The organism is Bradyrhizobium sp. Tv2a-2 (assembly GCF_000472425.1).
Lineage (GTDB): Bacteria > Pseudomonadota > Alphaproteobacteria > Rhizobiales > Xanthobacteraceae > Bradyrhizobium.
Genome location: NZ_AXAI01000001.1, coordinates 568,226 through 590,946 on the forward strand (window position 1 = coordinate 568,226; position 22,721 = coordinate 590,946).

The window sequence follows — 22,721 nt, forward strand, 5'->3', positions numbered from 1 at the left end:
CGTGGCCTACTCGTCCCGCGGCTTGAAATCGCGCTTGCCGTGATAGCCGCGCTTGGGCCGGCGCGGCGGGCCATAGCCGTGTGCTTCCTCTTCGTTGCGGGCGCGCGCCTCCTCGCTGCCGGTGCGTTGCACCAGTACGCGGCGGCCCTTGCGGTCGGCGATCAGCGCGCTCTTTCCCGCGGGCTTGAATGGCTTCTTGGCCGGACGCTCCTCGCCCTCGTCGTCGCCGCGCGCCGGCGGGGGAAGCGCGAAATCTGCACCGGCCTGCGCAATGACCTTTTCGCCGAGCTGCTCGCGCAGCACCCGCGTCTTCACCTCGTCGACCGCGCCCTCCTCGATCTCGCCGAGTTGGAACGGACCATAGGAGATGCGGATCAGCCGGTTCACCTCGAGCCCGAGATGGGCAAGCACATTGCGCACCTCGCGGTTCTTGCCTTCGCGGATCGCAAACACCAGCCAGACATTGGCGCCCTGGTCGCGCTCCAGCGTGGCATCGATCGGGCCGTATTTGACGCCGTCGACCTCGACGCCGTTCTTCAATTCGTCGAGCTGCGCCTGCGTCACCTCGCCATGGGCACGCACACGATAACGCCTGAGCCAGCCGGTCTCGGGCAATTCCAGCACGCGCGCGAGCCCGCCGTCATTGGTCAGCAGCAGCAGGCCTTCGGTGTTGAAATCGAGCCGCCCGACACTGATCAGCCGCGGCAGACCTTCGGGCAGATTGTCGAACACGGTCGGCCGCCCTTCCGGATCGGCATGGGTCGTCATCAGCCCGCGCGGCTTGTGATACATGAACAGCCGCGTGCGCTCGCGTTCCGGCAGCGGCTTGCCGTCGACCGTGATCACGTCATTGGAGGTGACGTCGAGCGCGGGCGAATTGATCACGCGGCCGTTGACGGCAACGCGCCCCTGCACGATCCACTCCTCAGAATCGCGGCGCGAGGCAAGGCCAGCGCGGGCCAGCACCTTCGCGATCCGCTCGCCGGTCTTCTTGGGCTTCGTCTCCTCGCGCGGCGCACGTTTCTCGAAACCGCCTTTGCGGTCGCGAAAATCATCCTTGCGCTCGCGATAGGCGCCACGGCCACCGAAGGCCGGACGCTTGGCGAAACGCTCGCCTCCCTCGTCGTCCTCGCGGCGCGGCCGCTCAGAACGCGGGCGGCTGAATTTGGGGCGATCATCGCCTCCGCGCTGATCGCGGTCGCGCGAAAAACGCGGCCGGTCCTCACCGCCTCGTTCCGCGCTTCGTCGCGCATCGCGCGGCCGGTCCTCACGCTCGCGCCAGGGTTTTGCGTCACCCGCCTCGTCGCGACGATCAAACCGCTTGCGCGGCGCCTCGTCGCGGAAACGACCGCGCTCGGCACGGTCCTTTTGAAACGGCCGGCGCTCGCCGCGATCCTCCCGGAACGGCCGCCGCTCACCGCGTTCGACGCGATCTTCGCGGAACGGGCGGCGTTCGCCGCGCTCACTGCGCTCTCCGCGAAAATCCTGCCGCTTGCCGCGATCGTCGCGGAATTCCTTACGCTCTCCGCGATCCCCGCGGAAGTCATTGCTCTCACGGCGGCCCGCACGGAAATCCTTCCGTTCGCCACGGCCCTCGCGGAAATCCTTCCGCTCACCGCGCCCCTCACGGAAATCACGCCGTTCACCGCGATCGTCGCGGGCGCGGAAAGGCCGCTCGCCGCGGTCTTCGCGCTTTCGGTACGGGCGCGCATCGCGGTCGCCACGATGCGGCCGGCCGCCCTCCTCGCGCTTGCCGCCGAAGCCGCGATTGGCGAATTTCTTCTCCCCGCCTCGCGCGCCCGCCGGCCGCTCCTTGCGGCCACCTGCACGATCGCGCGGGCCCCGCGTGTGAGCGTTGTCTTTATCTTTGTCGCGGGGCATGAAAGGCTCTCTTGGTCGGGTCAAAACGCTATCGCGCGCGGTCGCGCGCCGCTACTTTCGCAAAAAAACCATATGCACTTTTGCTGAAGGTGGCCCGTTTAGCAGCTTTTATTTCAAGATACGAGGCATGAACGCACCTTCTTTGATGAATTTGGCGCTGAAAGCGGCCGAAACGGCCGGCCAGGCGGGCGAGGTGCCGATCGGCTGCGTCATCGTGCGGGCCGGCGAAGTCATCGCCACGGCCGGGAACCGGACGCTCGCCGACCGCGACCCGACCGCACATGCCGAGATTCTCGCCATTCGCGCCGCTGCGGAAAAGATCGGCAGCGAACGGCTGACCGACTGCGACCTCTACGTCACCCTCGAGCCCTGCACCATGTGCGCAGCCGCCATCTCCTTCGCCCGCATCCGAAGGCTCTATTACGGTGCAACCGATCCGAAAGGCGGCGCGGTCGATTCCGGCGTGCGTTTCTACGCCTCCCCCACCTGCCACCATGTGCCAGAGGTTTATTCGGCCGTCGGTGAGCGCGAAGCAGCGGGGATGCTGAAGGCGTTTTTCAAGGCGCGGAGGTAGCGGCCGCGTGCTCCGTCATGCCCGGGCTTGTCCTGGCTTGTCCCGGGCATCCACGCGCCAGCCGCGTGAAGAAAGGCGTGGATGGCNGGGACAAGCCCGGCCATGACGAGAATGCGGATCGAGCCTCGGCCACTTAGCCAGCGAGGAAAAACTCCCGCAGCAGTTTCGCCGTCTCTCCCGGATTCTCTTCCGTCAGGAAATGCCCTGAATCGACCGGCGAGCCCGTCACGTTCGTCGCCCATTTCTTCCAGGTGTCAAGCGGCGTGGCCGCGGCGCTGGCGATACCGGCGTCGCCCCACAGCGCGAGCATCGGGATGGTGATCTTTTTGCCCGCTTCGAAATCCGCCTTGTCGATATCGTAATCGGCGTAGGCGCCGGCGCGGTAATCCTCGCACATCGCATGCACCCGCGACGGATCGCGGAACGGCGCCAGATAATGTTCGAGCGCGCGTGGGTCGATGGCGTCGAGCGTCTTCGACTTGGTCTGGCTCGCCATCTTGGTCTTCAGGAAGAAGTCGGAACTCGCCGTGATCAGCGTTTCCGGCAACGGATAGGGCTGGGCGAGGAACGTCCAGTGATAAATCTTCAGCGCATAAAGCCTGTTCATGCGCTCCCAGTAGTTATAGGTCGGCAGGATATCGAGCACTGCGAGCTTCGACAGCCGTCCGGGATGATCGAGTGCAAGCCGATAGGAAACACGGCCGCCGCGATCATGGCCGGCAAGCGCAAAATGCACATGGCCGAGTTGCTGCATCGCCTCGACAATCGTGCGCGCCATTGCGCGCTTCGTGTAGGGCGTATGCTCCGCATCGCTCTCGGGCATGTCCGACCAGCCATAGCCCGGCAAGTCCGCTATGATCAGCGTGAAGCGATCGGCGAGTTGCGGCGCCACACGATGCCACATCACATGCGTCTCAGAGAAGCCATGCAGCAGCAACAATGGAGGTCCCTTGCCGCCGACGCGTGCAAAGATGCGTCCGGATCTCGTGTTGATCCATTCTGAGGCAAAACCCGGAAAGAGGTCGGCGAAGTCGGACATGGTGCTTCAAACTTTGTTTTTCGTTGCCGCATTCGGCCCATGGATATATCCAAATAGGCGGGGACCACCATAAAGAAGCAGTAGAGGAAATGCCATGCCGATCGACTTCGAAATCCCTGATGAGGCCAAGGCCATCCGCGAAAAGGTCCGTCAATGGGTGCACGATGAATGCATCCCCGCGGAGAAGGAACTGGACGAGAAACCGCTCGACGAGGTGCTCGGCAAACTGCGGACAAAGGCCCGCGCGCAAGGATTGTGGTGCCCCTTCGTGCCGAAGGAATATGGCGGCATGGGGCTCGGGCCGCTGGCCAATGCACTGGTGCAGATGGAATTGGGCGAGAGCATTCTCGGCGCACTCTCGATGAATACGCAGGGCCCTGACGATGCCTCCATGCTGACGATCCTGGAGCACGGCACACCCTACCAGAAGGAAAAATTCCTCAAGCCCCTGCTCAATGGCGACAAGCGCATCTGCTTCTCCATGACGGAAAAGGCCTCCGGCGCCGATGCCACGGGCATGCAGACTTCGGCGGTGAAGGACGGCAATGAGAACTACATCCTGAACGGCGAGAAATGGTTCTCTTCGTCGGCGAGCGTCGCCGATCTCGCGCTTGTGATGGCCAAGACCGATCCGAACGCGCCGCGCCACAAGCAGTTCTCGACTTTCATCGTGGAACTGCCCAACCCCGGCTATCGCATCAAGCGCAACATCAAGAACATGGCCATTGAAGGCCCGCACTACGACGTGCTCTCCGGCGGACATTCCGAGATCGAGATCAGGGATCTGAAAGTGCCGGCCGACAACCTCGTCGGCGGCGAGGGCAATGGTTTCGCCATGGGCCAGCATCGCCTCGCCTACGGAAGGCTTCGTCACGGCATGCACAACGTCGCCAAGGCCCAGCGCGCGCTGGACATGGCGGTGGCGCATGTCACCAAACGGTCGACGTTCGGCGTGCTGCTCGCCGACCGCCAGGCCGTACAGTTCATGCTCGCCGAATGCGCAAGCCAGCTCTATATCGGCCGCCTGATGCTGCTGCACATCGCCTACAAGGCGGAGAAGGGCCTCGACCTGCGGCAGGAGAACTCCATCGCCAAGGTGTATCTGGCGCATATGGTGCATCACGTAATCGACACCGCGATCCAGCTGCACGGCGCGCTCGGCTTCAGCCAGGATACGGTGCTGGCCAAATGGTACACCCAGGTGCGCTCGCAGCGACTGGTCGACGGTCCCGACGAGGTGCACAAATGGAAGGTCGGCCGCAACGTCATCAAGGCGTTCCGCGAGCACGGCACCACGGCATCGGCTGCGGGCGGTGATTTGTTGTAGCAACAAGCATCGTCATTCCGGGGCGTGCATTAGCGCGAACCCGGAATCTCGCAGTAGGGGACGAAGTGCCAAAAAAGCTCTGGATTCCGGATCGACGCGCGTTGCGCATCGTCCGGAATGACGGAGACTAATTCCCGCCCCGCTCTTTCTCCACGGCCTGCCAGCCGATGTCACGACGGCAAAAGCCATCCGGCCAGTTGATACGGTCGAGCGCCTGGTAGGCGCGCGCTTGCGCCTCCGCGATCGTCTTGCCGATCGCGCAGACGTTGAGCACACGCCCGCCATTGGCGAGAATGGCGCCATCCTTCTCGACCGTGCCGGCGTGGAAGATCTCGACGCCATCGATCTTCTCAGCCTCGTCCAGCCCCTCGATGCGCGTGGCCTTCCTGTAGTCGCCGGGATAGCCCTTGGCCGCCATCACCACGGTGATCGCGGAGTCTGGAAACCAGCGCAGATCGAAATGCTTCAACTCGCCGTCACATGCGGCGAGGAAAGCCGGCACGATGTCGGACATCATCCGCAGCATCAGCACCTGGCATTCCGGATCGCCGAAGCGGACGTTGAACTCGAACAGTTTCGGCCCCCCCTTGGTCAGCATCACCCCGGCATAGAGCACACCGCAGAACGGCGTGCCGCGCGCCTTCATGCCGGCGACCGTAGGACTGATAATACGGTCCATGATCTGGTCGTGAACTTCGGCGGTGACGAATGGCGTCGGCGAATAGGCGCCCATGCCGCCGGTGTTCGGCCCCTGGTCATGATCGAACACTCGCTTGTGGTCCTGGGCGGAGGCGAGCGGGATCGCGGTCTCGCCGTCGCAGAGCGCGAAGAATGAGACCTCACGCCCTTCCAGAAACTCCTCGATCACGACCTCGGCGCCGGCCGAACCGAACGCGCCCTCGAACATCATGGCGATGGCGTCCTCGGCTTCTTGCAGCGTCCTGGCCACGACCACGCCCTTGCCGGCAGCGAGCCCGTCGGCCTTCACCACGATCGGCGCGCCCTGCGCCCGCACATAGTCGAGCGCTTCCGCGGCGCTGGTGCAGCGCCGATAGGCGCCGGTCGGTATGCCGAACTCGCTGCATAGCGCCTTGGTGAAGCCTTTGGAGGCTTCGAGCTGCGATGCCTGCTTGCGCGGGCCGAACGCCTTGATGCCGGCGGCTTCGAGATCGTCGACAATGCCGGCTGCGAGCGGTGTCTCAGGTCCGACCACGACGAGCTCGACCGCGTTGGTCTTGCAGAATGCGATTACCGCGGTGTGGTCGGCAACATCGAGCGCGATGCATTCGGCCTCGCGCGCGATTCCCGCATTGCCCGGCGCGCACCAGAGCTTTGTCAGCAGCGGCGAGCTTGCGATCTTCCAGGCCAGGGCATGCTCGCGGCCGCCGGAGCCGATCAGGAGAATGTTCATGGGAAGAGCCTAACGAAGAGCGGTTTTGGGTCCGGTGACACGAGTCCCCCTCCTTCTGCAAGGGGAAAGCGCCATTTGCACCGTCATTCCGGACGGCGCCCCCGGCGCGAACACGCCACTACGCCCGCTCGCCCCCGCCGCCGGCGATGATCTCCTGCAGCATTGCGACATGCCGCGCAAACGCGCCGCGCCCGGCGGCGGTCGCAGTCACCGTAGTCTGCGGTTTTTTTCCTACGAACGCCTTCTCCACGTCGACATAACCCGCCTTGGCAAGCGTCTCGATATGGGCGCCGAGATTGCCATCGGTGGCGCCGGTCAGCTTCTTCAGCCTGGAAAATTCCAGCCCCGTTCCTTGCGGCAACGCATTCAGCGCCGCCATGATGCGCAGCCGCAAGGGCTGGTGGATGATGTCGTCGAGATCGGCCACCGCGCTAGTTCCACCGCATCCAGAGACCGCCCAGCACCAATCCGCCGCCGTTCACGACCGCCATCCACAACAGGAAGGTGCCGCCCATCACATAGAAATAGCCGACCAGGGTCAGCACGGTGATGGCAAGCCCGAGTGCGACAAAGGCCTGGCCGAACCATAGGCCCGCGAGCACATAGAACAGCATGAAATAGATCGGCCAGAACGCGCCGAGTTCGCGCGGACCGAAATCGCCCAGCACGTCAGAACAAAAATAGCCGAATGCGTAGAACAGGACATAGGCAGCGACGACCCGGCCGTCGACAGCGCGCAAGCGCGCTCGGATTTGAAGGAGCGCGCTGATCACCACCGTGCCCAGGACGCCCCCGGTATTGACCGCCGGCCAGATGTAGGCGGCGTACCAGGGCCAGAGCCAGGTCGCGATGTTGCCAGCAAAAACCAGCACGCCCCACCATATCATGATGAGGCTTGCCAGATTGTAGACCTGCGATTGCCGCACGCGGCGCACGATATCGTCGATGTCGCTGAGCGCCGCTGCGGCCTGCTTGCTGTCGATCATGTTCCCGCCATCCCGCGCCTGGCCACATCCTCGGCAATCGCCGAGACGGCCTTCGGATCGCTCAAGATGCTCATGTGATTGACGCCATCGATCAGCTTCACGTCAACCTTGGGCGCGACCGCATGCACAGCATCGGCATATTTATCCGACAGCATCAACTCGTCGCCCGCGCCGGCGATCAAGGTGACCGGATGCGTCACGGCGGCGAAATCGTCGCGATAGCCGCGCGTCGCGAAGTTGCGCATCAGCCGGTACGAATAGGTGGATGCGAGGATCTCACTGCTGTTTGCCGGAACTGCAAAAGCGAGCGTCGGGAGCTGTTCGCAGCACTCGATCCCGAGACGGCGCAGGATCGAGAGTCCGAAGAAGCGCGGGAGATCTGGCCGGGCCCATCCGCCGGAATCCGGCCGGTTGGTCGGCGCGTCATAGCCGAGATAGGGCGCGAGCAGCACGGTACGGGCAAACAGATTCTGGATCGGCGAGCTGGCCAGCCGCAGTGCAAAGCCGCCGCCGGCGGAATGGCCGAGCAAGGTGATGGGCGCGTCCGCATGGGTCCGCCGCACCAGCGCGACGAGATCGGCCATGTCGTCCTCGAGCTGGCCGGGATAGCCGATGTCGCCGCGGGTGCCGGAGCCACCATGGCCGCGGATGTCGGGCGCATAGGTCTCCACGCCATGGGCGGCAAGGCCAGCCGCGAGCGCATGCACTGCCGGGCTCGAGCCCGACGAGCCATGGACGAGGATGGCGATCGGTCCGGCCGCAGGACCGCCAGCCGGATAGTGGCGATAGGTCAGCGTCGTGCCGTCCCTGGCGCTGAAATGGTTCAACGCCGGCATGGTGCTGCGGTCGACTGCGCGGGCCGTCTCAGAGACGGAGCGCAGCTCGGGGAGCGGGGTCAGCGGCGTTGCGATCATCGCGGCGAGGACAAGGGCGGCCACACCGATGATGCATAGGGCCCATTGCGCGAGGCCTAGCGGAAACCAGAGCAACCATTTCAACAGCATGATCCTCCTCCCATTTTCCATTATAGAGTACTCTATATTACAGAGTACTGGACACCACAAGGGTTCATTGGCGCTTGCCGGCCAAAATCCCTAACTTGGGCCCTACTCAACCTCGCGATTCGCAATGGCCGTAGCGGAAAACCTGATCAACGCGCCCGAATTCACCGTCTCCGAGCTGTCCTCTGCGCTGAAGCGCACGGTCGAGGACAATTTCGGTCATGTCCGGGTGCGCGGCGAGATCTCGGGGTTCCGCGGGCCTCATTCCTCAGGGCACTGTTACTTCGCGCTAAAGGACGAGAGTTCCAAGATCGAGGCGGTGATCTGGAAGGGCGTGCACTACCGGATGCGGTTCAAACCCCAGGAGGGGCTCGAGGTCATCGCCACCGGCAAGCTGACCACTTATCCGAACTCCTCGAAGTACCAGATCGTGATCGAGGCGCTGGAGCCGGCCGGCATCGGCGCCCTGATGGCCTTGATGGAGGAGCGCAAGCGCAAGCTCGCCGCAGAAGGCCTGTTCGACGAGCGGCGCAAGCAGCTGCTGCCCTGGTTGCCCGAGGTGATCGGGGTGGTCACCTCGCCGACCGGCGCCGTGATCCGCGACATCCTGCATCGCCTGTCCGACCGTTTTCCGCGCCAGGTGCTGGTGTGGCCGGTCAAGGTGCAGGGCGACGGCTCCGCCGAACAGGTCGCGGCTGCGATCCGCGGTTTCAATGCGCTGCCCGAGGGCGGCCGGATCCCGCGGCCCGATGTCCTGATCGTCGCGCGCGGCGGCGGCTCGCTGGAGGACCTCTGGTCGTTCAATGAGGAGATCGTGGTGCGGGCGGCGGCCGAGAGCCACATTCCGCTGATATCTGCCGTCGGCCACGAGACCGACATCACGCTGATCGATTTCGCTGCCGACAAGCGCGCGCCGACACCGACGGCCGCGGCGGAAATGGCCGTGCCCGTGCGCAGCGAGCTGATGGGCGAGATCGAGACCTTGCGCCGGCGCCTGATGATCTGCTGGCAGCGCGGCCAGGAAAGTCGTCGCAACGAATTGCGTGCGGCTGCCCGCGCACTGCCGGCCGCCGGCGAGCTGCTCGCGATCCCGCGCCAACGGCTCGACAACGCCGGAGGCGCCCTGTCCCATGGCCTGCGCGCCAATACGCATGCGCATTTCCGCCGCTTTGTCGCGGCCGGCGCCAGGCTCACCCTGCGGGTGCTGCGCGGCCAGGTCGAGCAGGCGCGGCATCGCGAGCAGGTCTGCGGCGAACGGCTCTCCCTCGCCGCGCGCACGCTGCTGCGTCGCCGCGGCGACCGCTTTGCAGGGCTTGAGGCACGCCTGCGCGCCTCAAGGCTCGCCAACGCACAGGCCCAGCGCCAGACCATTGCGCGCAGCCGCGAGCGCACGCTCAGGCTCGCCGAGCGCGCCGAGCGCGCCATGCTGACCATGTTCGACCGGATGGAAGCGCGCATGAACCACAGCGGGCAGCTGCTCGCCGCGCTGTCCTACCGCAGCGTGCTCACGCGCGGCTTTGCCCTGGTCCGCAACGAGACCGGACATCCGCTGCATGCGGCGGCCGATGTCGAGCCCGGCACGCGGCTGGAGCTGGAGTTTGCAGATGGACGCGTTGCGGCAACCGCCGGCGCGGATCGGCCTGTATTGATGCAACCCGAGCGCCCGAAGGCGGCTCCGCGCGGACCGCGACTGCCGAAGCGCGTGGCTAAATCTACCGATCAGGGAAGCTTGTTCTAAAGCATGATCCGGAAAAGCGTGTAGCGGTTTTCCGAAAAGATCATGCTCAATCAAAGACCTTAAGCGCGACGACGATTCAACCAAATCTCATCGCGCTTTGGGGCTTCGCATTCGCAGTCCTGCCCGGGCTTGCCCCGGGCACCCACCACTTTCTTTCATGGCCAAGACGTGGATGGCCGGATCAAGCCTTGACGGCGAATGCGATGCGGTTACCGCGAGAGCCACTCCGAAACCAGCTTCTGCGCATCCTCGCGGGCTTCAGGGTCGGTGCCGACATGGCCGCGCTCGGGGGTAGCGGCATCTGCTGTGGCCGATACGGCATGCACCGGCAGATTGGGGCGGTCGAAATCATGAAAGGCGCCCGGATAGACCACGATCCGCGTCAGCGCGCTGCGCCCACGGGCACCGTCGATCATCTGCCGGCAGGCCGGCGGCGAGGACACGTCGTCCTTGGCACCGATCAAGAGCAGGGTCGGCACCCGCGCGCTCCAGCCGAGCCCGGCCGAGAGCCGGCAGTCCGGATAGAAGGCGATCGCCGAGCGGAAATCCGGATCGGAATTGCGCGCGAGCAATTGCGGACGTATCGCCCAGAGCAGCGCGCTCGCGCCATTGGCCCAGCCGATCAGGCTGATGCGGTCGTGCCTTGCCCAGCTCTGCTCCATCAGCCATCGCCGGGTCGCGAGGATATCGGCCACCCGCTCGTGGCGTGCGGAAAGCCGCCGCTCCTTGACGCGGCATTGCGGACCGAGCCCGCGCGAGGCGTAGCTATCCGGCAGCAGCACCGCGCTGCCGCTCTTCACCAGTTGCTCGGCCCAGTCGCGATAGCGCGGCAGCACAGGCTCGGCGCGGGTGGAAAGGCCGCCGCAACCATGCAGCGCAATCACGGTCGGAAACGGCCCGTCGCCCGTCGGCTTGAACAGTTGGGCGCGCAGGGTGACGTTGCCGGAAGGGATCTCGACCTGGTTAAGCGATGCCGCGGGTGCAGGCGCGGCCTGAGCCGCGGCCATGATCAGCCCTGCGATTGCGGCGAGAACGCGCATCCAACGTTGCAAACCGTTATGCCGGAACCCAAAACCAGCGCCACCCCGGCAAAAAAATAGCATGTGGTCGGAAACGTAAAACATCACAAATCGGTGGGTTTTGCGGGCGGACAGCGCACCCTATTTATGTTAGCAAGCTTGAACGTGCGTAAACATTACCGGCATTTGATCGGAGCTCCAAAACCGTGCTGAATAAATTCGGTCCCTCGGGCCATGGCGAAGCGCAGGTGCAATATCTGGACGGCGATTTCCGCGTGATCTCGCCCGGAACCTATGTGCGCTGCGCGGTGACCGACGCACGAATCCCGCTCGACGAGCTCAAATATTGGAGCGTCGATCTCCAGGAAGCCTACGCGACGCCCATCGCCGTGCTGCAGCGGCATTATCCGGCTCAGCTCCAGAAATAGCGACGAATGTAGAATCGCGGGATGGGGTTGAGCGCAGCGAAACCCATCGATCTCGCGCGAAACGGTGGGTTTCGCTACGCTCTGCCCACCCTGCAAAAATCACCCGCGAAACGCCTTCTCGCGGGCCTTGAACAGGCGATCGGCGAGAAAACTCTTTAAGCCGGTCGCATCGTCGAATTGCAGCCTCACCGGGAACGGCACGATCTCGCGCGCCAGCGCCGACAGCTGTGCCTCGCCGCGCAGCCGCACCAGATCCTTTTCCGTCGTCACCAGGATCAGGCGATCGCGCTTTGCATCCCCAATCAGCGTCTCGATCTCGCTCATTGAGAAGCGATGATGATCGGCGAAGGCCCTTTGCCGCGCCACTTCGATCCCGCTTGCCTGCAGCGTCCGGAAGAAACGGCCGGGATCGCCGATCCCGGCGAAGGCCAGCACGCGCTGCCCCCCAAGCCTCGCAACCACGGCCCCGTCCGGCTCGAGATGTGCCGCAAGCACCGGCTTGCCGGGCGCGGCAATGGCGGCCGCCACCCCATTCGCTGCGGCGCCCGTGCCGATCACGACCAACGCATCGGTGCGTGCAAGCTGCGGCGCCAGCGGCGCCCGCAAGGGGCCGGCGGGAAACACCAGGCCGTTGCCGATGCCGCGCTCGCTGTCGATCACGATCAGCGCGACGTCCTTGACCAGGGCCGGGTTCTGGAAGCCGTCATCCATCAGGATCACGCTTGCAAGGCGCGATCTGGCGAGCGCCACGCCGTCAATGCGGTCGCGCGCCACCACCACGGGAAGCTGCGATGACAACATCAACGGCTCGTCGCCAACGTCGCGCGCGCCGTGGCGATCAGGATCGACCAGCAGCGGGCCGCGCCGCTCTCCGCCATAGCCACGGCTGAGCACGACCGGCTTTTCACCGAGCTCGCGCAGGAGCTTCGCCAGCGCCAGCACGGTCGGAGTTTTGCCGGCGCCGCCGAGATGGTAGTTGCCGACGCAGAGCACAGGCACGCCGGCGTCAAAGCCCTTGCGCTGCAGGCGGAGCGCCGCGACCGTGCCGTAGAGCGCCGCGAGCGGCCGAAGCAGATGTGATTTTAAGGATCGGGGCCGGTGCCAGAACGCCGGCTCACGCATCGGCAGCTCCCATCTCGAGCCGCAACTGCAGCAGATAGGGCTCGAGCGCGCCAAGCGTGCGCTCCAGCGCGCCGCCGAGCTGATCAACCACGTCGCGGGACGCCGCGACGAGCGTGTCGTGCGCGTCGGTATCGGCCAGCAATTGGCCGAGCTGCCTCACAAGCGCTTCGCGATCGGCGGCCACGCGCGCGCCGCCGGCCCGGTCCAGCGCCTCATAGACGTCGGTGAAGTTGAAGACATGCGGGCCGTGCACGATCGCAGCCCCAAGCTTCACCGCCTCGATCGGATTCTGTCCGCCACGCTCGACCAGCGAGCCGCCCATGAAGACGATCGGCGCGAGACGATAGAACAGGCCGAGTTCGCCGAGCGTGTCGGCGACATAAATGTCAGTTGCAGCCGTCGGCAGTTCCTGGCGCGAGCGCAAGCTGGCCGTCAGCCCTGCGGCCTCGACCAGCCTTGCAATCGCGCCGCCGCGGTCCGGATGGCGCGGCACGATCACGGTCAAGAGCTGCGGAAAGAAGCCTGCGAGCGTGCGCTGCGTCTCGATCAGGATTTCGTCCTCGCCCGGATGGGTCGAGGCCGCCACGATGACGGGGCGGCCGCGCATCACCGCAGTGAGCTTTTCGAGCTTGACCGGGTCGGCCGGCGGCGCCGGCACGTCGAGCTTCAGATTGCCCGTGACGATGACATTACGGCTGCCAAGCGCCGAGAAGCGTTCGCCGTCGGTCCTCGACTGCGTAAGACAGAGATCGAACTTGTCGAGCAGCGCCAAGATCGTGCCCGACATCCGCCGCCAGCGCGGAAAGGAGCGCTGCGACATCCGCCCGTTGATCAGCACCATCGGCAGCCGCCGCGCTGCGCTTTGCAGGATCAGGTTCGGCCACAAATCGGACTCGATGAACAGCGCCAGCGACGGGCGCCAGTGATCAAGGAAGCGCGCGACATAGCGCGGGGAATCGTACGGCACGTATTGGTGGATGACGTCGGGCGGGAAGCGCTTTGCGACGATCGCGGCCGACGTCACGGTGCCCGAGGTCAAGAGGATGCGGATGTCGAGCGCGCGCAGCCGTTCGATCAGGGCGCCCGCCGCCAGCACCTCCCCGACGCTCGCGCCATGGATCCAGACCAGCGGGCCCGCGGGCCGCACGTCGCGGGACATGCCGCGGCGCTCGCCGATCCGCTCTGGATCCTCCTTGCCCTGCTTGAGGCGACGGTTGATCAGCGCCGGCGCGAGCGGCACCATCGCAGACGACAGTTTGCGGTACACGCGCAGCGTCATCGGTAGCGTGTTAGGCACGACCGGCCTCCGGGCGGCCCACTTTGGCGTAAGCGCGCCGGGTCGCCTCATTCAGATAGGCCTCGAGCCTGAGGCGCAGCCGTTCCATGGTGGCGGCGTCGGCGTCGCGCGGCACGCGGATCTCTTCGATGCCGACCAGCGCGCCGCGCCCGAACGGCAAATTGATGGTGGTGCGGTCCCAGTTCTTAAGACGGATGAAACGACTGGTGGCCATTGCAAAGGGCATGATCGGCCGTCCGCTTTCCCTCGCCAGCATGATGACGCCGAGGCCGGCAACCCGCGCGCGTTTCGGCACATCGGCGGTGAGGGCCACATTATAGTTGTCCTCAAGCGCGTACACCATCTCCCTGAAGGCGCCGACCCCACCCTTGCGGTGGAAAGCCCCGCCATGGTCGCCGGAGCCGCGAATGGTACCGATACCGAGTCGCTCGGCAACGATGGCGTTGTATTCGCCGTCGCGATGCCGCGAGATCAAGACCTTGCCGCGTTGCTCTTTCTTGGTCTTGATGAACGGTGTCAGGAAATGCTGGCCGTGCCAAAACACGAAGATCGCGGGCTGCCGTGCCTCGACCATGCCGTAGACATGGGGCGGGTCAAAGATAAACGTGTTGGTTTTCCAAACCAGCCGCAAATATTCGGCTGCGAGGAACCCCACAGCACGCTGAAACCAGCCGCTGCGCAAAATATCGCGAAGCAGCTTCTTCAATGGTCCGATTTCGCGTCTTGACTCGGATCGAGCAGCCGATGGAGGTGCACAACGAAATAGCGCATCTGTGCGTTGTCCACGGTCTGCTGCGCCTTGGCCTTCCAGGCTGCATGTGCCGAGGCGTAATTGGGGAAGAGACCGACGATGTCCAACTTCGAGAGGTCCTTGAACGTATTGTGTTCGAGGTCAACCAGTTCACCGCCGAAAACGAGATGAAGCAGTTGGGGCTGCGGGGCACTATCTGGCATGGCTGTCTTTCCTATTGATGCCCGGCAAGCATTATCCCGATGACGTCAAGGCGCCTCAGGCGGGCGAAGACTTTCGAAAATGCGAGACAATGCTCGCATGACGATCGCGTCCCGCCGCCACCAGTACCCCGTGTGTAACCTCCCGGCGATTATACAGAATCCCCTCACCGGAAAGCGTGGTCATTCTACCATTCGCTTCCTGCACGATCAAATGAGCCGCTGCAAGATCCCAGTCGCGACTATTTCCGCCGGCGAATGCCGCATCCAATCGACCTTGCGCGACCCGGCAGAGCCGCAGCGCCAATGAGCCGATTCGCGGATACAAGGCAATCTCGCCGGCTTCCGTGTTCAACCGCTCGACCAACGGTTTGGGTCCGGCGATGCGGGAGAAATCCAGGCTCGTGCCCGGCGTCGCCTGGATTCGGCGGTCGTTGAGCATGGCGCCCTGCCCGCGCATGGCAAAGAAGAACTCGCCGGCTACCGGCACGAATACTGCGGCAAGCACGGGAGCTGCGTCTTGGACCAGCGCCACGCTCACGCACCAGTCCTCGCGCCCGGCGAGATAGCCACGCGTGCCGTCGATCGGATCGACGATCCATGTCAGCCTCTTGCCCAGCCGATCTTCGCCGTCGACGCTTTCCTCCGACAGCCAGCCGTAGTCGGGAGTTGCCGCGCGCAACCGCGCTTCCAGGAGATCGTTGACGGCGATGTCGGCTTCCGAGACCGGTGAGGACGCCCCCTTGGTCCAGTTTCTCAGCTCGGTGCGAAACAACGAGAGCGCAAGCGCGCCCGCCTCGCGTACGGTGTCTTTCAGGAGTTCTGCGTCGGCTAACAAGATCTGCGGGCTAGCGTCCGCCAAGCGTCAGCCCCTCGATGCGCAGCGTTGGCGCGTTGACGCCGTAGCGGAATTCCAGGTCGTTGGCCGCGACCAGCGACTTGAACATCTCGAGCAGGTGGCCCGCGATGGTCACCTCGCTCACCGGATAGGTGATCTTGCCGTTCTCGATCCAGAAGCCGGATGCGCCGCGGCTATAGTCGCCGGTGACGCCGTTGACGCCGGAGCCGATCAGGTCGGTGACATAGAAGCCTTGGCTGATATCGGCAATCAATTCCGTCGGCGTGACGGCGCCAGCTTCCAGGTGCAGATTGTACGGCCCCGGCGACGGCGACGAGGAGACGCCGCGATGCGCGTGTCCGGTGGTTGCCAGTCCCAGCTCGCGCGCGGTCGCGCAATCCAGCAGCCATGTCGTCAGCACGCCCTGATCGATCAGCGCGGTCTTCCTCACGCTCACCCCTTCGGCATCAAAGGGCTGCGAGCGCAGGCCGCGCTTGCGCAGGGGATCGTCGATGATACGGATGTCGCCCGCAAACAGCTGCGCGCCGAGCTTGTCCTTCAGGAAGCTCGTCTTGCGAGCGATCGAGGCGCCGTTGATGGCGCCGACGAGGTGGCCGACCAGCGAGCCCGAGACGCGCGGATCGTAGACCACCGGCACCTGGCAGGTCTCGACCTTGCGCGGATTGGCGCGCGCAACCGCGCGCTCGCCGGCGCTGCGGCCGACGCGCTCCGGCGCGTCGAGATCGGCTCCGTGAGGAGCTGCGGTGTAATCATAGTCGCGCTCCATACCGGTGCCTTCGCCCGAGATCGCCGTCATGGAGATGCTCTGGCTCGAGCGCAGATAGCTGCCGTGGAAGCCTGTGCTCGTCACCAGCACCATGCCGCCGATGCCTGATGAGGCCGACGCGCCGCCCGATTTGGTGACGCCCTTCACGCCAAGGCCCGCGGCCTCGGCCTCCTGCGCACGCCGCTCCAGCTCCGCGGTCGAGGGCACCACCGGATCGAGCAGATCGAGCTCGGGGAAATCGCGCGCGAGCAGGGACGCGTCCGCGAGCCCGACAAATTTGTCTTCCGGCGCAACCCGCGCCATCGCCACGGCGCGCTCGGCGAGCCGTGCGACGCCGTCGCCCGAGACATCATTGGTCGAGACCACCGCCTGCCGCCGTCCGACCAGCACGCGCAGGCCGACGTCATCGCCCTCGGAGCGTTCGGATTCCTCGACGCGGCCGTCGCGCACCTCGACGCCCTGCGAAACGCCGCGCACCGCGACCGCATCGGCCGCATCCGCACCGGCGCGTCTGGCCGCCTCCACGAGACGTTGCGCGAGGTCCGACAAGGCCGATTGATCGAACAGGTCGGAGCCAGCAGCTTGAGCAGTCGATGCGGCCGATGGTGAAGAGATCACAAACGTTTTCCCATGCAGTGGAGGAAGCGCCGGAAATAATCCCGATCACCCCAGATGTGCCCAACTGGCGCGGACTTCAAGCGCTTTTACGCAGCCGATCCATAAGAATCTCCGGAGACGCGCAACTTCTCGTCAATCATGCACAGTGAGGTCTTGTCAATCATGAGGAGCGAACGAGGCCCGGTGACCTCCTTTTAACCAGGCTTTTTAAGGCGAAACGGACGGGGACCGCGTAAGGTCTTACGCAACGACCGGGGAACAATTCCCGGCGGGGAGACCAAAGCCGTGAGGCGTCAAACAGCAACAGGTGGGATCAATCCCGCCGGGTCGAGCCGCGCATTGCGGCTCGACCCACTCTCTCTGCCCGTCAGCTTTCATGCGCATGATGCCCGTGCCGACGGTTTCGTGCGGCAGGTCGAGCTTCACCGCGAACGCGTGGTACTGCATCGTGCCGTTCGCGGCATGCAGATGTCGGTCAAGCTTCGTGTCAGAGACTATCTCGGCATCGGATTGCGCAGCGTCAAGGACGGCGAGATGCTGGTGTTGGCGCATCGCGATCCCTCGTTGAGCATTCCCCTTTGCATCACGACCGATACGGACGAACTCGCCGCCGCCTGGCAGCTGTGGAGCGACATCTTCGCGTTGCCGATGCTCGATGATTCGTCGCGAGAGCCGGCCCAGCGCCGCCGTCGCCGCAACGTCATCCGCACGCGCCGGCCGAAATTCCTGCTGCGTCGGCGCGCCGGCGGCCTGCTCGATGCGGCGAAGAACTTTAGCGGCGAGCGCGAGATCATCGCGCGGAACTAAGCGCGCATCAGCGCATCGACCAGCAGTCCCGCAAACAACAACAATCCGGCGTCGCGGTTAGACTTGAACAGCCGCAGGCAGAGCACGGGATCGCTGATCCTGAGCCGGTTGATCTGCCAGGCCAGATGCATCGCAAACGCAGCGAGTCCGAGCCAGGCCGGCCAGTGCACGCCGCCACGCAAGAGCGCGGCTGCAATCAGCACCACGGCCAATCCATAGAAGATCACGAGCGCCTGATGCGTGCGTGCGCCGAACAGGCGCGCCGTGGATTTGACGCCGATCAGCGCATCATCCTCGGCATCCTGATGCGCATAGATGGTGTCGTAGCCGATCACCCAGGAGATCGAGCCGGCATAGAGCAGAAGCGCGGTCGCATCGATCCGCTGCAGTACCTCCGCAAAGCCCATCAGCGCGCCCCAGGAGAATGCAAGCCCGAGCACGACCTGCGGCCAGTAGGTGATGCGCTTCATGAAGGGGTAGATCGCAACGACCAGAAGCGAGGCGATGCCGGTGAGGACGGCAAAGCGGTTGAACTGCAGCAGCACGGCAAGCCCAACCAGCACCTGCAACAAAAGGAAAACCAGCGCCCGCTTCACACTGACCTGGCCCGCCGGTATCGGCCGCGAGCGCGTGCGCTCGACCTTGGCATCGAGGTCGCGGTCGGTGATGTCGTTCCAGGTGCAGCCCGCGCCGCGCATCGCAAAGGCGCCGAGCAGGAACAAGGGGATCATCAGCGGCAATTGCGAGAGGTCGCGCGCAACGCCGGCTGCGAGCGCCGCCGACCACCAGCAGGGCAGCAGCAACAGCCAGGAGCCGATGGGACGGTCGAGGCGCGAGAGCCGCAGATAGGGCCGCAGCCACAAAGGCGCATGAGTATCGACCCAGTTGCCGGTCGCGTCTGCAACACGCGCTGCCGCGTCGCTCACGGCATCACCGCGCGAGCACGTTGCCGTTCAGCGTATCGAAGGTGCTGCCGCCCTTCTTGGCCGCAGTGGCTTCCGGCACCGACGTCGCCGACCCCAGCACTTCGCTCAGGCTCGGGCCTGCCGGCCCGCGCTGCTGCATCTGCTGGGCAACATTGCAAACCTTGGTCTCCAGCGCTTCGGTATTCTTGTGGCCGGCGCGGATCTGATCGCCGATCTGCGGCGGGATTCCGCATTTGGCCTGATGCGTCTCGACATATTTGAGCATCTTGGCTTCGGCCATTGAGTAGTTCTTGATCAACTTGCAGGCCTCGTCCGGCCCGGCATGATGGTCGCTCGCGGCCTTGATCAGCTTGCCGCGCTTTTCGGCTTCCTCGCGCAGCGGCGTGAACTCCTTCATGCATGCCTCGCCGGCAGCCTGCGTCGGACCCGCAGCAGGTGGCGGGCCGAAGCCGGCGCCACCGCCGCCCGTCAGGGGCGCCGCACCGCCCGAGGGAAATGGCGACGCCGTTCCAACCGACGCCGACGGCGCCGCGCCATTGACCGGCGGGAATGCCGGGTCGTTCGGCTGCACGCCCCGACTGGGAAGCGGCGCAGGAAACGCGCTCTGTGCAGCGGCGTGCCCAGCATGGAGAGCGACGACGGCAACCGTGAGCGGTACCAGCAAGCGACGGATGATCAAGGCAGTTTCTCCGGCAAGGCCCGTGATGCCCTCAACGCCCGGCACGAGGCTTTTGTGATCACGGCTCGGGTGTCCGAATACAGGCTTTTTTACGATTCCTGCTGGTCCTTAACAAGAACGCGGAATTTGGCAACAGCGCGGCGTGGAGCCGCAGGGCGCAGCCAATATTTGCCCCTGATTCTAAACCTTTAGGTTAAAATCGGGTGGAATCGGAACGATATGCCAGCTGGAACGACCATGCCCGAAGTCGATTTTCGCGCGCCCCGCCTCTTTGTCGATGCGGAACTTCGGCCAGGCGTCGCAGTCGCGCTGGAGCGCGATCAGAGCAATTATCTCGGCAATGTTCTGCGGCTTGCCGCCGGGGCCAGCATCCTGACGTTCAACGGCCGCGACGGCGAGTGGCAGGCCGAGATCGCAGGCCGCAAGCGTCCGGAAACGCTCACCGCCATTAAACAAACGCGCCCGCAGGACAGGCTGCCAGACCTCACCTACGCCTTCGCCCCGCTCAAGCATGCCCGGCTCGATTACATGGTGCAGAAGGCCGTCGAAATGGGCGCGGCGCGGCTGCAGCCGGTGCTGACCCGGTTCACCCAGGTTGCCCGCGTCAATGGCGAACGGATGCGCGCCAATGTCATTGAGGCGGCCGAGCAATGTGGCATCCTGAGCGTGGCGGAGGTCGCCGAGCCCGTGCCGTTGGAGCGGTTCCTGGCCTCCCGCCAGGCGGGTCGCCTGCTGATCTTCTGCGACGAGGCCGCCGAGGTCGCAAATCCCTTGCGGGCGCTGGAACATGGTGCGGCCCATGGCGGTATCGACGTCCTGATCGGTCCCGAGGGAGGCTTTGCCGAGGAGGAGCGAACGCTTTTGCTGCGCGAGAGGCAGATTTTGCGGCTGTCCCTCGGCCCGCGGATTTTGCGGGCGGACACCGCCGCGGTGGCTGCGTTGGCGGTGGTTCAGGCCGTGCTGGGCGACTGGCGGGCCGAAAAGAGCGGCTAGGTCGCCGCTTTTTCCGTTAAGGCAGTTCTCGTTAAGGTCATTTCGCATCGAGGCTTGGGCCGATCGCTGTCGAAACCGTTGTAAAGCCATGCTAAGGGCTGCCCAACTTTGACCGCCGGAACCCAATTTTGATGACCGGAACCGCCGTTTCGACCGCTCCTTGGGCGGGTGCTCTTCTAACCTCGTTCGCCCAGGCGGGCTACGAGCGGGCGGAGCCTGCCATCCTGCAGCCGGCCGAGCCCTTCCTCGATCTGTCCGGCGAGGACATTCGCAAGAGCCTTTACCTGACCACCGATTCCAGCGGCGAGGAGCTTTGCCTGCGCCCTGACCTGACGATCCCGGTGGCACGGGATTACCTCGCGTCAGATCGCGCCGGCCAGCCCGCGGGCTTCAGCTATCTCGGCCCGGTATTCCGCTATCGCGGCACTACCCCAAGCGAGTTCCTGCAGGCGGGCATCGAATCCTTCGGCCGACAGGACCGCGCCGCGGCCGATGCCGAGATGCTGGCGCTGGCGCTGCAAGCGATCAACACTTTCGGCGTCACGGACGTCGAAATCCGCACCGGCGACGTCGCACTGTTCAATGCATTGATCGATGCGCTTGAACTTTATCCAGTCTGGCGCCGTCGGCTGGTCAAGGATTTCAACCGCAAGATCTCGCTGGACAAGGACCTCGAGCAGTTGACGCTCGCAACCATCCCCGGCCGCAACGAATATGAGGGCGTGCTGGCGGCGCTTGCCGGCTCCGACCGCAAGGCGGCGCTCGCGCTCGTCACCGACCTGATGTCGATCGCCGGCACCACCAATGTCGGCGGCCGCACCGTGGCCGAGATCGCCGACCGCTTCCTGGAGCAATCGACCCTGAAGGGCGGCGCGCTGCCGCACAACGCGCTCAATTTGATCAAGCGCTTCCTCGCCATCTCTGGCGATCCGGACGCAGCGGTCGCGCAATTGCGGGCACTGTCGCGCGAGGCGAAGCTCGAGATCACAGCGGCGATCGATCAATTGGAGGCCCGCATCGGGTTCATGGCGGCGCGCGGCATCGACGTAAAGACCTTGCGTTTCTCGACTGCCTTCGGACGGGGGCTCGACTACTACACCGGCTTCGAGTTCGAACTGCATGCGCGAGGCAACGGCGCCGAGCCGCTTGTGGCCGGCGGCCGCTATGACGGACTGATGACGCGGCTCGGCGCGCCCGTGCCGATCCCTGCGGTCGGCTTCGCAGCATGGGTCGAGGCACTCATCAAGATCGGCCGGAATGCGAGGACGTCATGAGCGGGCCGTTTGTTCTAGCCGTTCCCTCCAAGGGCCGACTGCAGGAGAATGCCGAGGCGTTCTTCTCCCGCGCAGGGCTTACGCTCGCCAAGCCGCGCGGGGCGCGCGAATACCGCGGCACCATCTCCGGCCTCGACAATGTCGAGATCGCCTATCTGTCGGCGAGCGAGATTGCCGCACAGCTCTCGCGCGGCGCCGTGCATTTCGGCGTCACCGGCGAGGACCTTGTGCGCGAGAGCATCGTCAATGCGGACAAGCGGGTGCTCTTGCTCGACAATCTGGGCTTCGGCAGCGCCAACGTCGTGGTGGCCGTGCCGCAGGCGTGGATCGACGTGCGCACCATGGCCGATCTCGACGATGTCGCCACCGGCTTTCGCGCCCAGCATAACCGGCGGATGCGAGTCGCGACCAAATATATCAACCTCACCCGCGGCTATTTCGCGAGCCACGGCATCGTCGACTACCGCATCGTCGAAAGCGCGGGCGCAACCGAAGGCGCGCCGGCCGGCGGCACCGCCGAGCTGATCGTCGACATCACCACGACCGGCGCGACGCTCGCAGCCAACGGCCTGAAGGTGCTGGACGACGGCGTGATCCTGAAGAGCCATGCCAACCTCGTGGCCTCGCGCGAGGCGGACTGGTCGGGCGCCACGCTGGAGACTGCGCGCGTCATCCTCGATCACATCCATGCCCGCGCGCGAGCCAATCAATACAGCGAGGTCCGCACCCGTTTCAAAGGATGCGATGCAGCAATGCTCGCCGAGGCACATAATCGTTTCGGCGTGGTCGCGCCGTTCGGCGGCCCGACCTCGTCGGGCATGCTGACCTTGCACTGCCCGCCGGCGCAGCTTTATGGGCTGGTCAGCTTCCTGCGCACGAACGGCGCCGACACCGTCTCGGTGGCTTCGCTGGATTACGTCTTCGACCGGGACAACCCGCTGTTCGCGCGGCTCGAGGCTTTCCTCAAGACGTGAGCGCTGCGCCCAAGCGCCGCTATCGAGGCGTGGCGACAAGCCGGGACGATT

23 protein-coding genes are annotated in these 22,721 nt (G+C 65.0%); 8 read left to right on the forward strand and 15 right to left on the reverse strand.

The genetic code is table 11. From position 1 onward, the window contains the following. Positions 1-6: 6 nt before the first annotated feature. Positions 7-1,881, reverse strand: a complete 1,875-nt coding sequence (locus tag A3AI_RS0102775) for a pseudouridine synthase (protein ID WP_024514108.1) — start codon at positions 1,879-1,881, stop codon at positions 7-9. Between the two features lie 127 nt (positions 1,882-2,008). Here A3AI_RS0102775 and A3AI_RS0102780 point away from each other — a divergent pair, with 127 nt between their 5' ends. Next, positions 2,009-2,455, forward strand: coding sequence for a nucleoside deaminase (locus tag A3AI_RS0102780; RefSeq protein WP_024514109.1), 447 nt, complete (start codon positions 2,009-2,011; stop codon positions 2,453-2,455). Between the two features lie 133 nt (positions 2,456-2,588). Here the strand turns inward: A3AI_RS0102780 and A3AI_RS0102785 are convergent, their stop codons facing one another. Next, complete coding sequence (locus tag A3AI_RS0102785) at positions 2,589-3,494, reverse strand: alpha/beta fold hydrolase (RefSeq protein WP_024514110.1); 906 nt, start codon at positions 3,492-3,494, stop codon at positions 2,589-2,591. A 94-nt stretch (positions 3,495-3,588) separates the two neighbouring features. On the opposite strand from A3AI_RS0102785, the gene A3AI_RS0102790 reads away from it, so the two are divergent. After that, positions 3,589-4,821, forward strand: coding sequence for an acyl-CoA dehydrogenase family protein (locus tag A3AI_RS0102790; RefSeq protein WP_024514111.1), 1,233 nt, complete (start codon positions 3,589-3,591; stop codon positions 4,819-4,821). A gap of 127 nt (positions 4,822-4,948) precedes the next feature. Here the strand turns inward: A3AI_RS0102790 and purD are convergent, their stop codons facing one another. The 4 genes from purD to A3AI_RS0102810 all read right to left on the reverse strand — a co-directional run bounded on the left by purD (position 4,949) and on the right by A3AI_RS0102810 (position 8,222). Continuing rightward, on the reverse strand, positions 4,949-6,232 hold the full coding sequence (gene purD, locus A3AI_RS0102795; RefSeq protein WP_024514112.1) for a phosphoribosylamine--glycine ligase: 1,284 nt from the start codon (positions 6,230-6,232) through the stop codon (positions 4,949-4,951). A 118-nt stretch (positions 6,233-6,350) separates the two neighbouring features. Beyond that, complete coding sequence (locus A3AI_RS0102800) at positions 6,351-6,659, reverse strand: winged helix-turn-helix domain-containing protein (protein WP_024514113.1); 309 nt, start codon at positions 6,657-6,659, stop codon at positions 6,351-6,353. Between the two features lie 4 nt (positions 6,660-6,663). Next, positions 6,664-7,218, reverse strand: a complete 555-nt coding sequence (locus A3AI_RS0102805) for a hypothetical protein (protein WP_024514114.1) — start codon at positions 7,216-7,218, stop codon at positions 6,664-6,666. Continuing rightward, positions 7,215-8,222, reverse strand: coding sequence for an alpha/beta fold hydrolase (locus A3AI_RS0102810; protein ID WP_024514115.1), 1,008 nt, complete (start codon positions 8,220-8,222; stop codon positions 7,215-7,217). The genes A3AI_RS0102805 and A3AI_RS0102810 overlap by 4 nt, the downstream gene beginning before the upstream one ends. Before the next feature lie 124 nt (positions 8,223-8,346). On the opposite strand from A3AI_RS0102810, the gene xseA reads away from it, so the two are divergent. Continuing rightward, positions 8,347-9,957, forward strand: coding sequence for an exodeoxyribonuclease VII large subunit (xseA, locus tag A3AI_RS0102815; RefSeq protein WP_024514116.1), 1,611 nt, complete (start codon positions 8,347-8,349; stop codon positions 9,955-9,957). 209 nt (positions 9,958-10,166) lie between these two features. Here xseA and A3AI_RS0102820 read toward each other — a convergent pair whose 3' ends face one another. After that, the gene (locus tag A3AI_RS0102820; protein WP_245286820.1) at positions 10,167-10,964 is read right to left on the reverse strand and encodes a dienelactone hydrolase family protein; all 798 of its coding nucleotides are present in this window, start codon (positions 10,962-10,964) and stop codon (positions 10,167-10,169) included. Between the two features lie 218 nt (positions 10,965-11,182). Between A3AI_RS0102820 and A3AI_RS0102825 the strand changes: the two genes are divergently transcribed. After that, positions 11,183-11,404, forward strand: a complete 222-nt coding sequence (locus A3AI_RS0102825; protein ID WP_024514118.1) for a DUF2093 domain-containing protein — start codon at positions 11,183-11,185, stop codon at positions 11,402-11,404. Positions 11,405-11,503: 99 nt separating this feature from the next. On the opposite strand, the gene lpxK is transcribed toward A3AI_RS0102825, so the two are convergent. From lpxK to A3AI_RS0102855, 6 genes are read right to left on the reverse strand one after another with little or no spacing between them, the layout of a single operon-like run. After that, positions 11,504-12,526, reverse strand: coding sequence for a tetraacyldisaccharide 4'-kinase (lpxK, locus tag A3AI_RS0102830; RefSeq protein ID WP_024514119.1), 1,023 nt, complete (start codon positions 12,524-12,526; stop codon positions 11,504-11,506). Further along, on the reverse strand, positions 12,519-13,823 hold the full coding sequence (locus A3AI_RS0102835; protein ID WP_024514120.1) for a 3-deoxy-D-manno-octulosonic acid transferase: 1,305 nt from the start codon (positions 13,821-13,823) through the stop codon (positions 12,519-12,521). The genes lpxK and A3AI_RS0102835 overlap by 8 nt, the downstream gene beginning before the upstream one ends. Then, complete coding sequence (locus tag A3AI_RS0102840; protein ID WP_024514121.1) at positions 13,816-14,529, reverse strand: lysophospholipid acyltransferase family protein; 714 nt, start codon at positions 14,527-14,529, stop codon at positions 13,816-13,818. The genes A3AI_RS0102835 and A3AI_RS0102840 overlap by 8 nt, the downstream gene beginning before the upstream one ends. Next, positions 14,526-14,777, reverse strand: coding sequence for a DUF4170 domain-containing protein (locus A3AI_RS0102845; protein WP_024514122.1), 252 nt, complete (start codon positions 14,775-14,777; stop codon positions 14,526-14,528). The genes A3AI_RS0102840 and A3AI_RS0102845 overlap by 4 nt, the downstream gene beginning before the upstream one ends. A 55-nt stretch (positions 14,778-14,832) precedes the next feature. Beyond that, positions 14,833-15,636 (reverse strand): 3'(2'),5'-bisphosphate nucleotidase CysQ, encoded by an 804-nt coding sequence (locus tag A3AI_RS0102850; RefSeq protein WP_024514123.1) that lies wholly within the window; start codon positions 15,634-15,636, stop codon positions 14,833-14,835. After that, positions 15,623-17,017, reverse strand: a complete 1,395-nt coding sequence (locus tag A3AI_RS0102855) for a TldD/PmbA family protein (RefSeq protein WP_024514124.1) — start codon at positions 17,015-17,017, stop codon at positions 15,623-15,625. The genes A3AI_RS0102850 and A3AI_RS0102855 overlap by 14 nt, the downstream gene beginning before the upstream one ends. Positions 17,018-17,302: 285 nt before the next feature. Between A3AI_RS0102855 and A3AI_RS0102860 the strand changes: the two genes are divergently transcribed. Then, positions 17,303-17,824, forward strand: a complete 522-nt coding sequence (locus A3AI_RS0102860; protein ID WP_024514125.1) for a DUF6101 family protein — start codon at positions 17,303-17,305, stop codon at positions 17,822-17,824. On the opposite strand, the gene ubiA is transcribed toward A3AI_RS0102860, so the two are convergent. Continuing rightward, positions 17,821-18,750, reverse strand: coding sequence for a 4-hydroxybenzoate octaprenyltransferase (ubiA, locus tag A3AI_RS0102865; protein ID WP_024514126.1), 930 nt, complete (start codon positions 18,748-18,750; stop codon positions 17,821-17,823). The genes A3AI_RS0102860 and ubiA overlap by 4 nt on opposite strands. Before the next feature lie 4 nt (positions 18,751-18,754). After that, the gene (locus A3AI_RS0102870; RefSeq protein ID WP_024514127.1) at positions 18,755-19,426 is read right to left on the reverse strand and encodes a hypothetical protein; all 672 of its coding nucleotides are present in this window, start codon (positions 19,424-19,426) and stop codon (positions 18,755-18,757) included. Positions 19,427-19,666: 240 nt separating this feature from the next. Here A3AI_RS0102870 and A3AI_RS0102875 point away from each other — a divergent pair, with 240 nt between their 5' ends. The 3 genes from A3AI_RS0102875 to hisG all read left to right on the forward strand — a co-directional run bounded on the left by A3AI_RS0102875 (position 19,667) and on the right by hisG (position 22,670). Continuing rightward, complete coding sequence (locus A3AI_RS0102875; RefSeq protein WP_024514128.1) at positions 19,667-20,422, forward strand: 16S rRNA (uracil(1498)-N(3))-methyltransferase; 756 nt, start codon at positions 19,667-19,669, stop codon at positions 20,420-20,422. A gap of 131 nt (positions 20,423-20,553) precedes the next feature. Beyond that, on the forward strand, positions 20,554-21,696 hold the full coding sequence (locus tag A3AI_RS0102880) for an ATP phosphoribosyltransferase regulatory subunit (protein WP_024514129.1): 1,143 nt from the start codon (positions 20,554-20,556) through the stop codon (positions 21,694-21,696). Continuing rightward, positions 21,693-22,670, forward strand: a complete 978-nt coding sequence (gene hisG, locus A3AI_RS0102885; protein ID WP_024514130.1) for an ATP phosphoribosyltransferase — start codon at positions 21,693-21,695, stop codon at positions 22,668-22,670. Before A3AI_RS0102880 ends, hisG begins: the two co-directional genes overlap by 4 nt. The last annotated feature ends 51 nt before the right edge of the window (positions 22,671-22,721 follow it).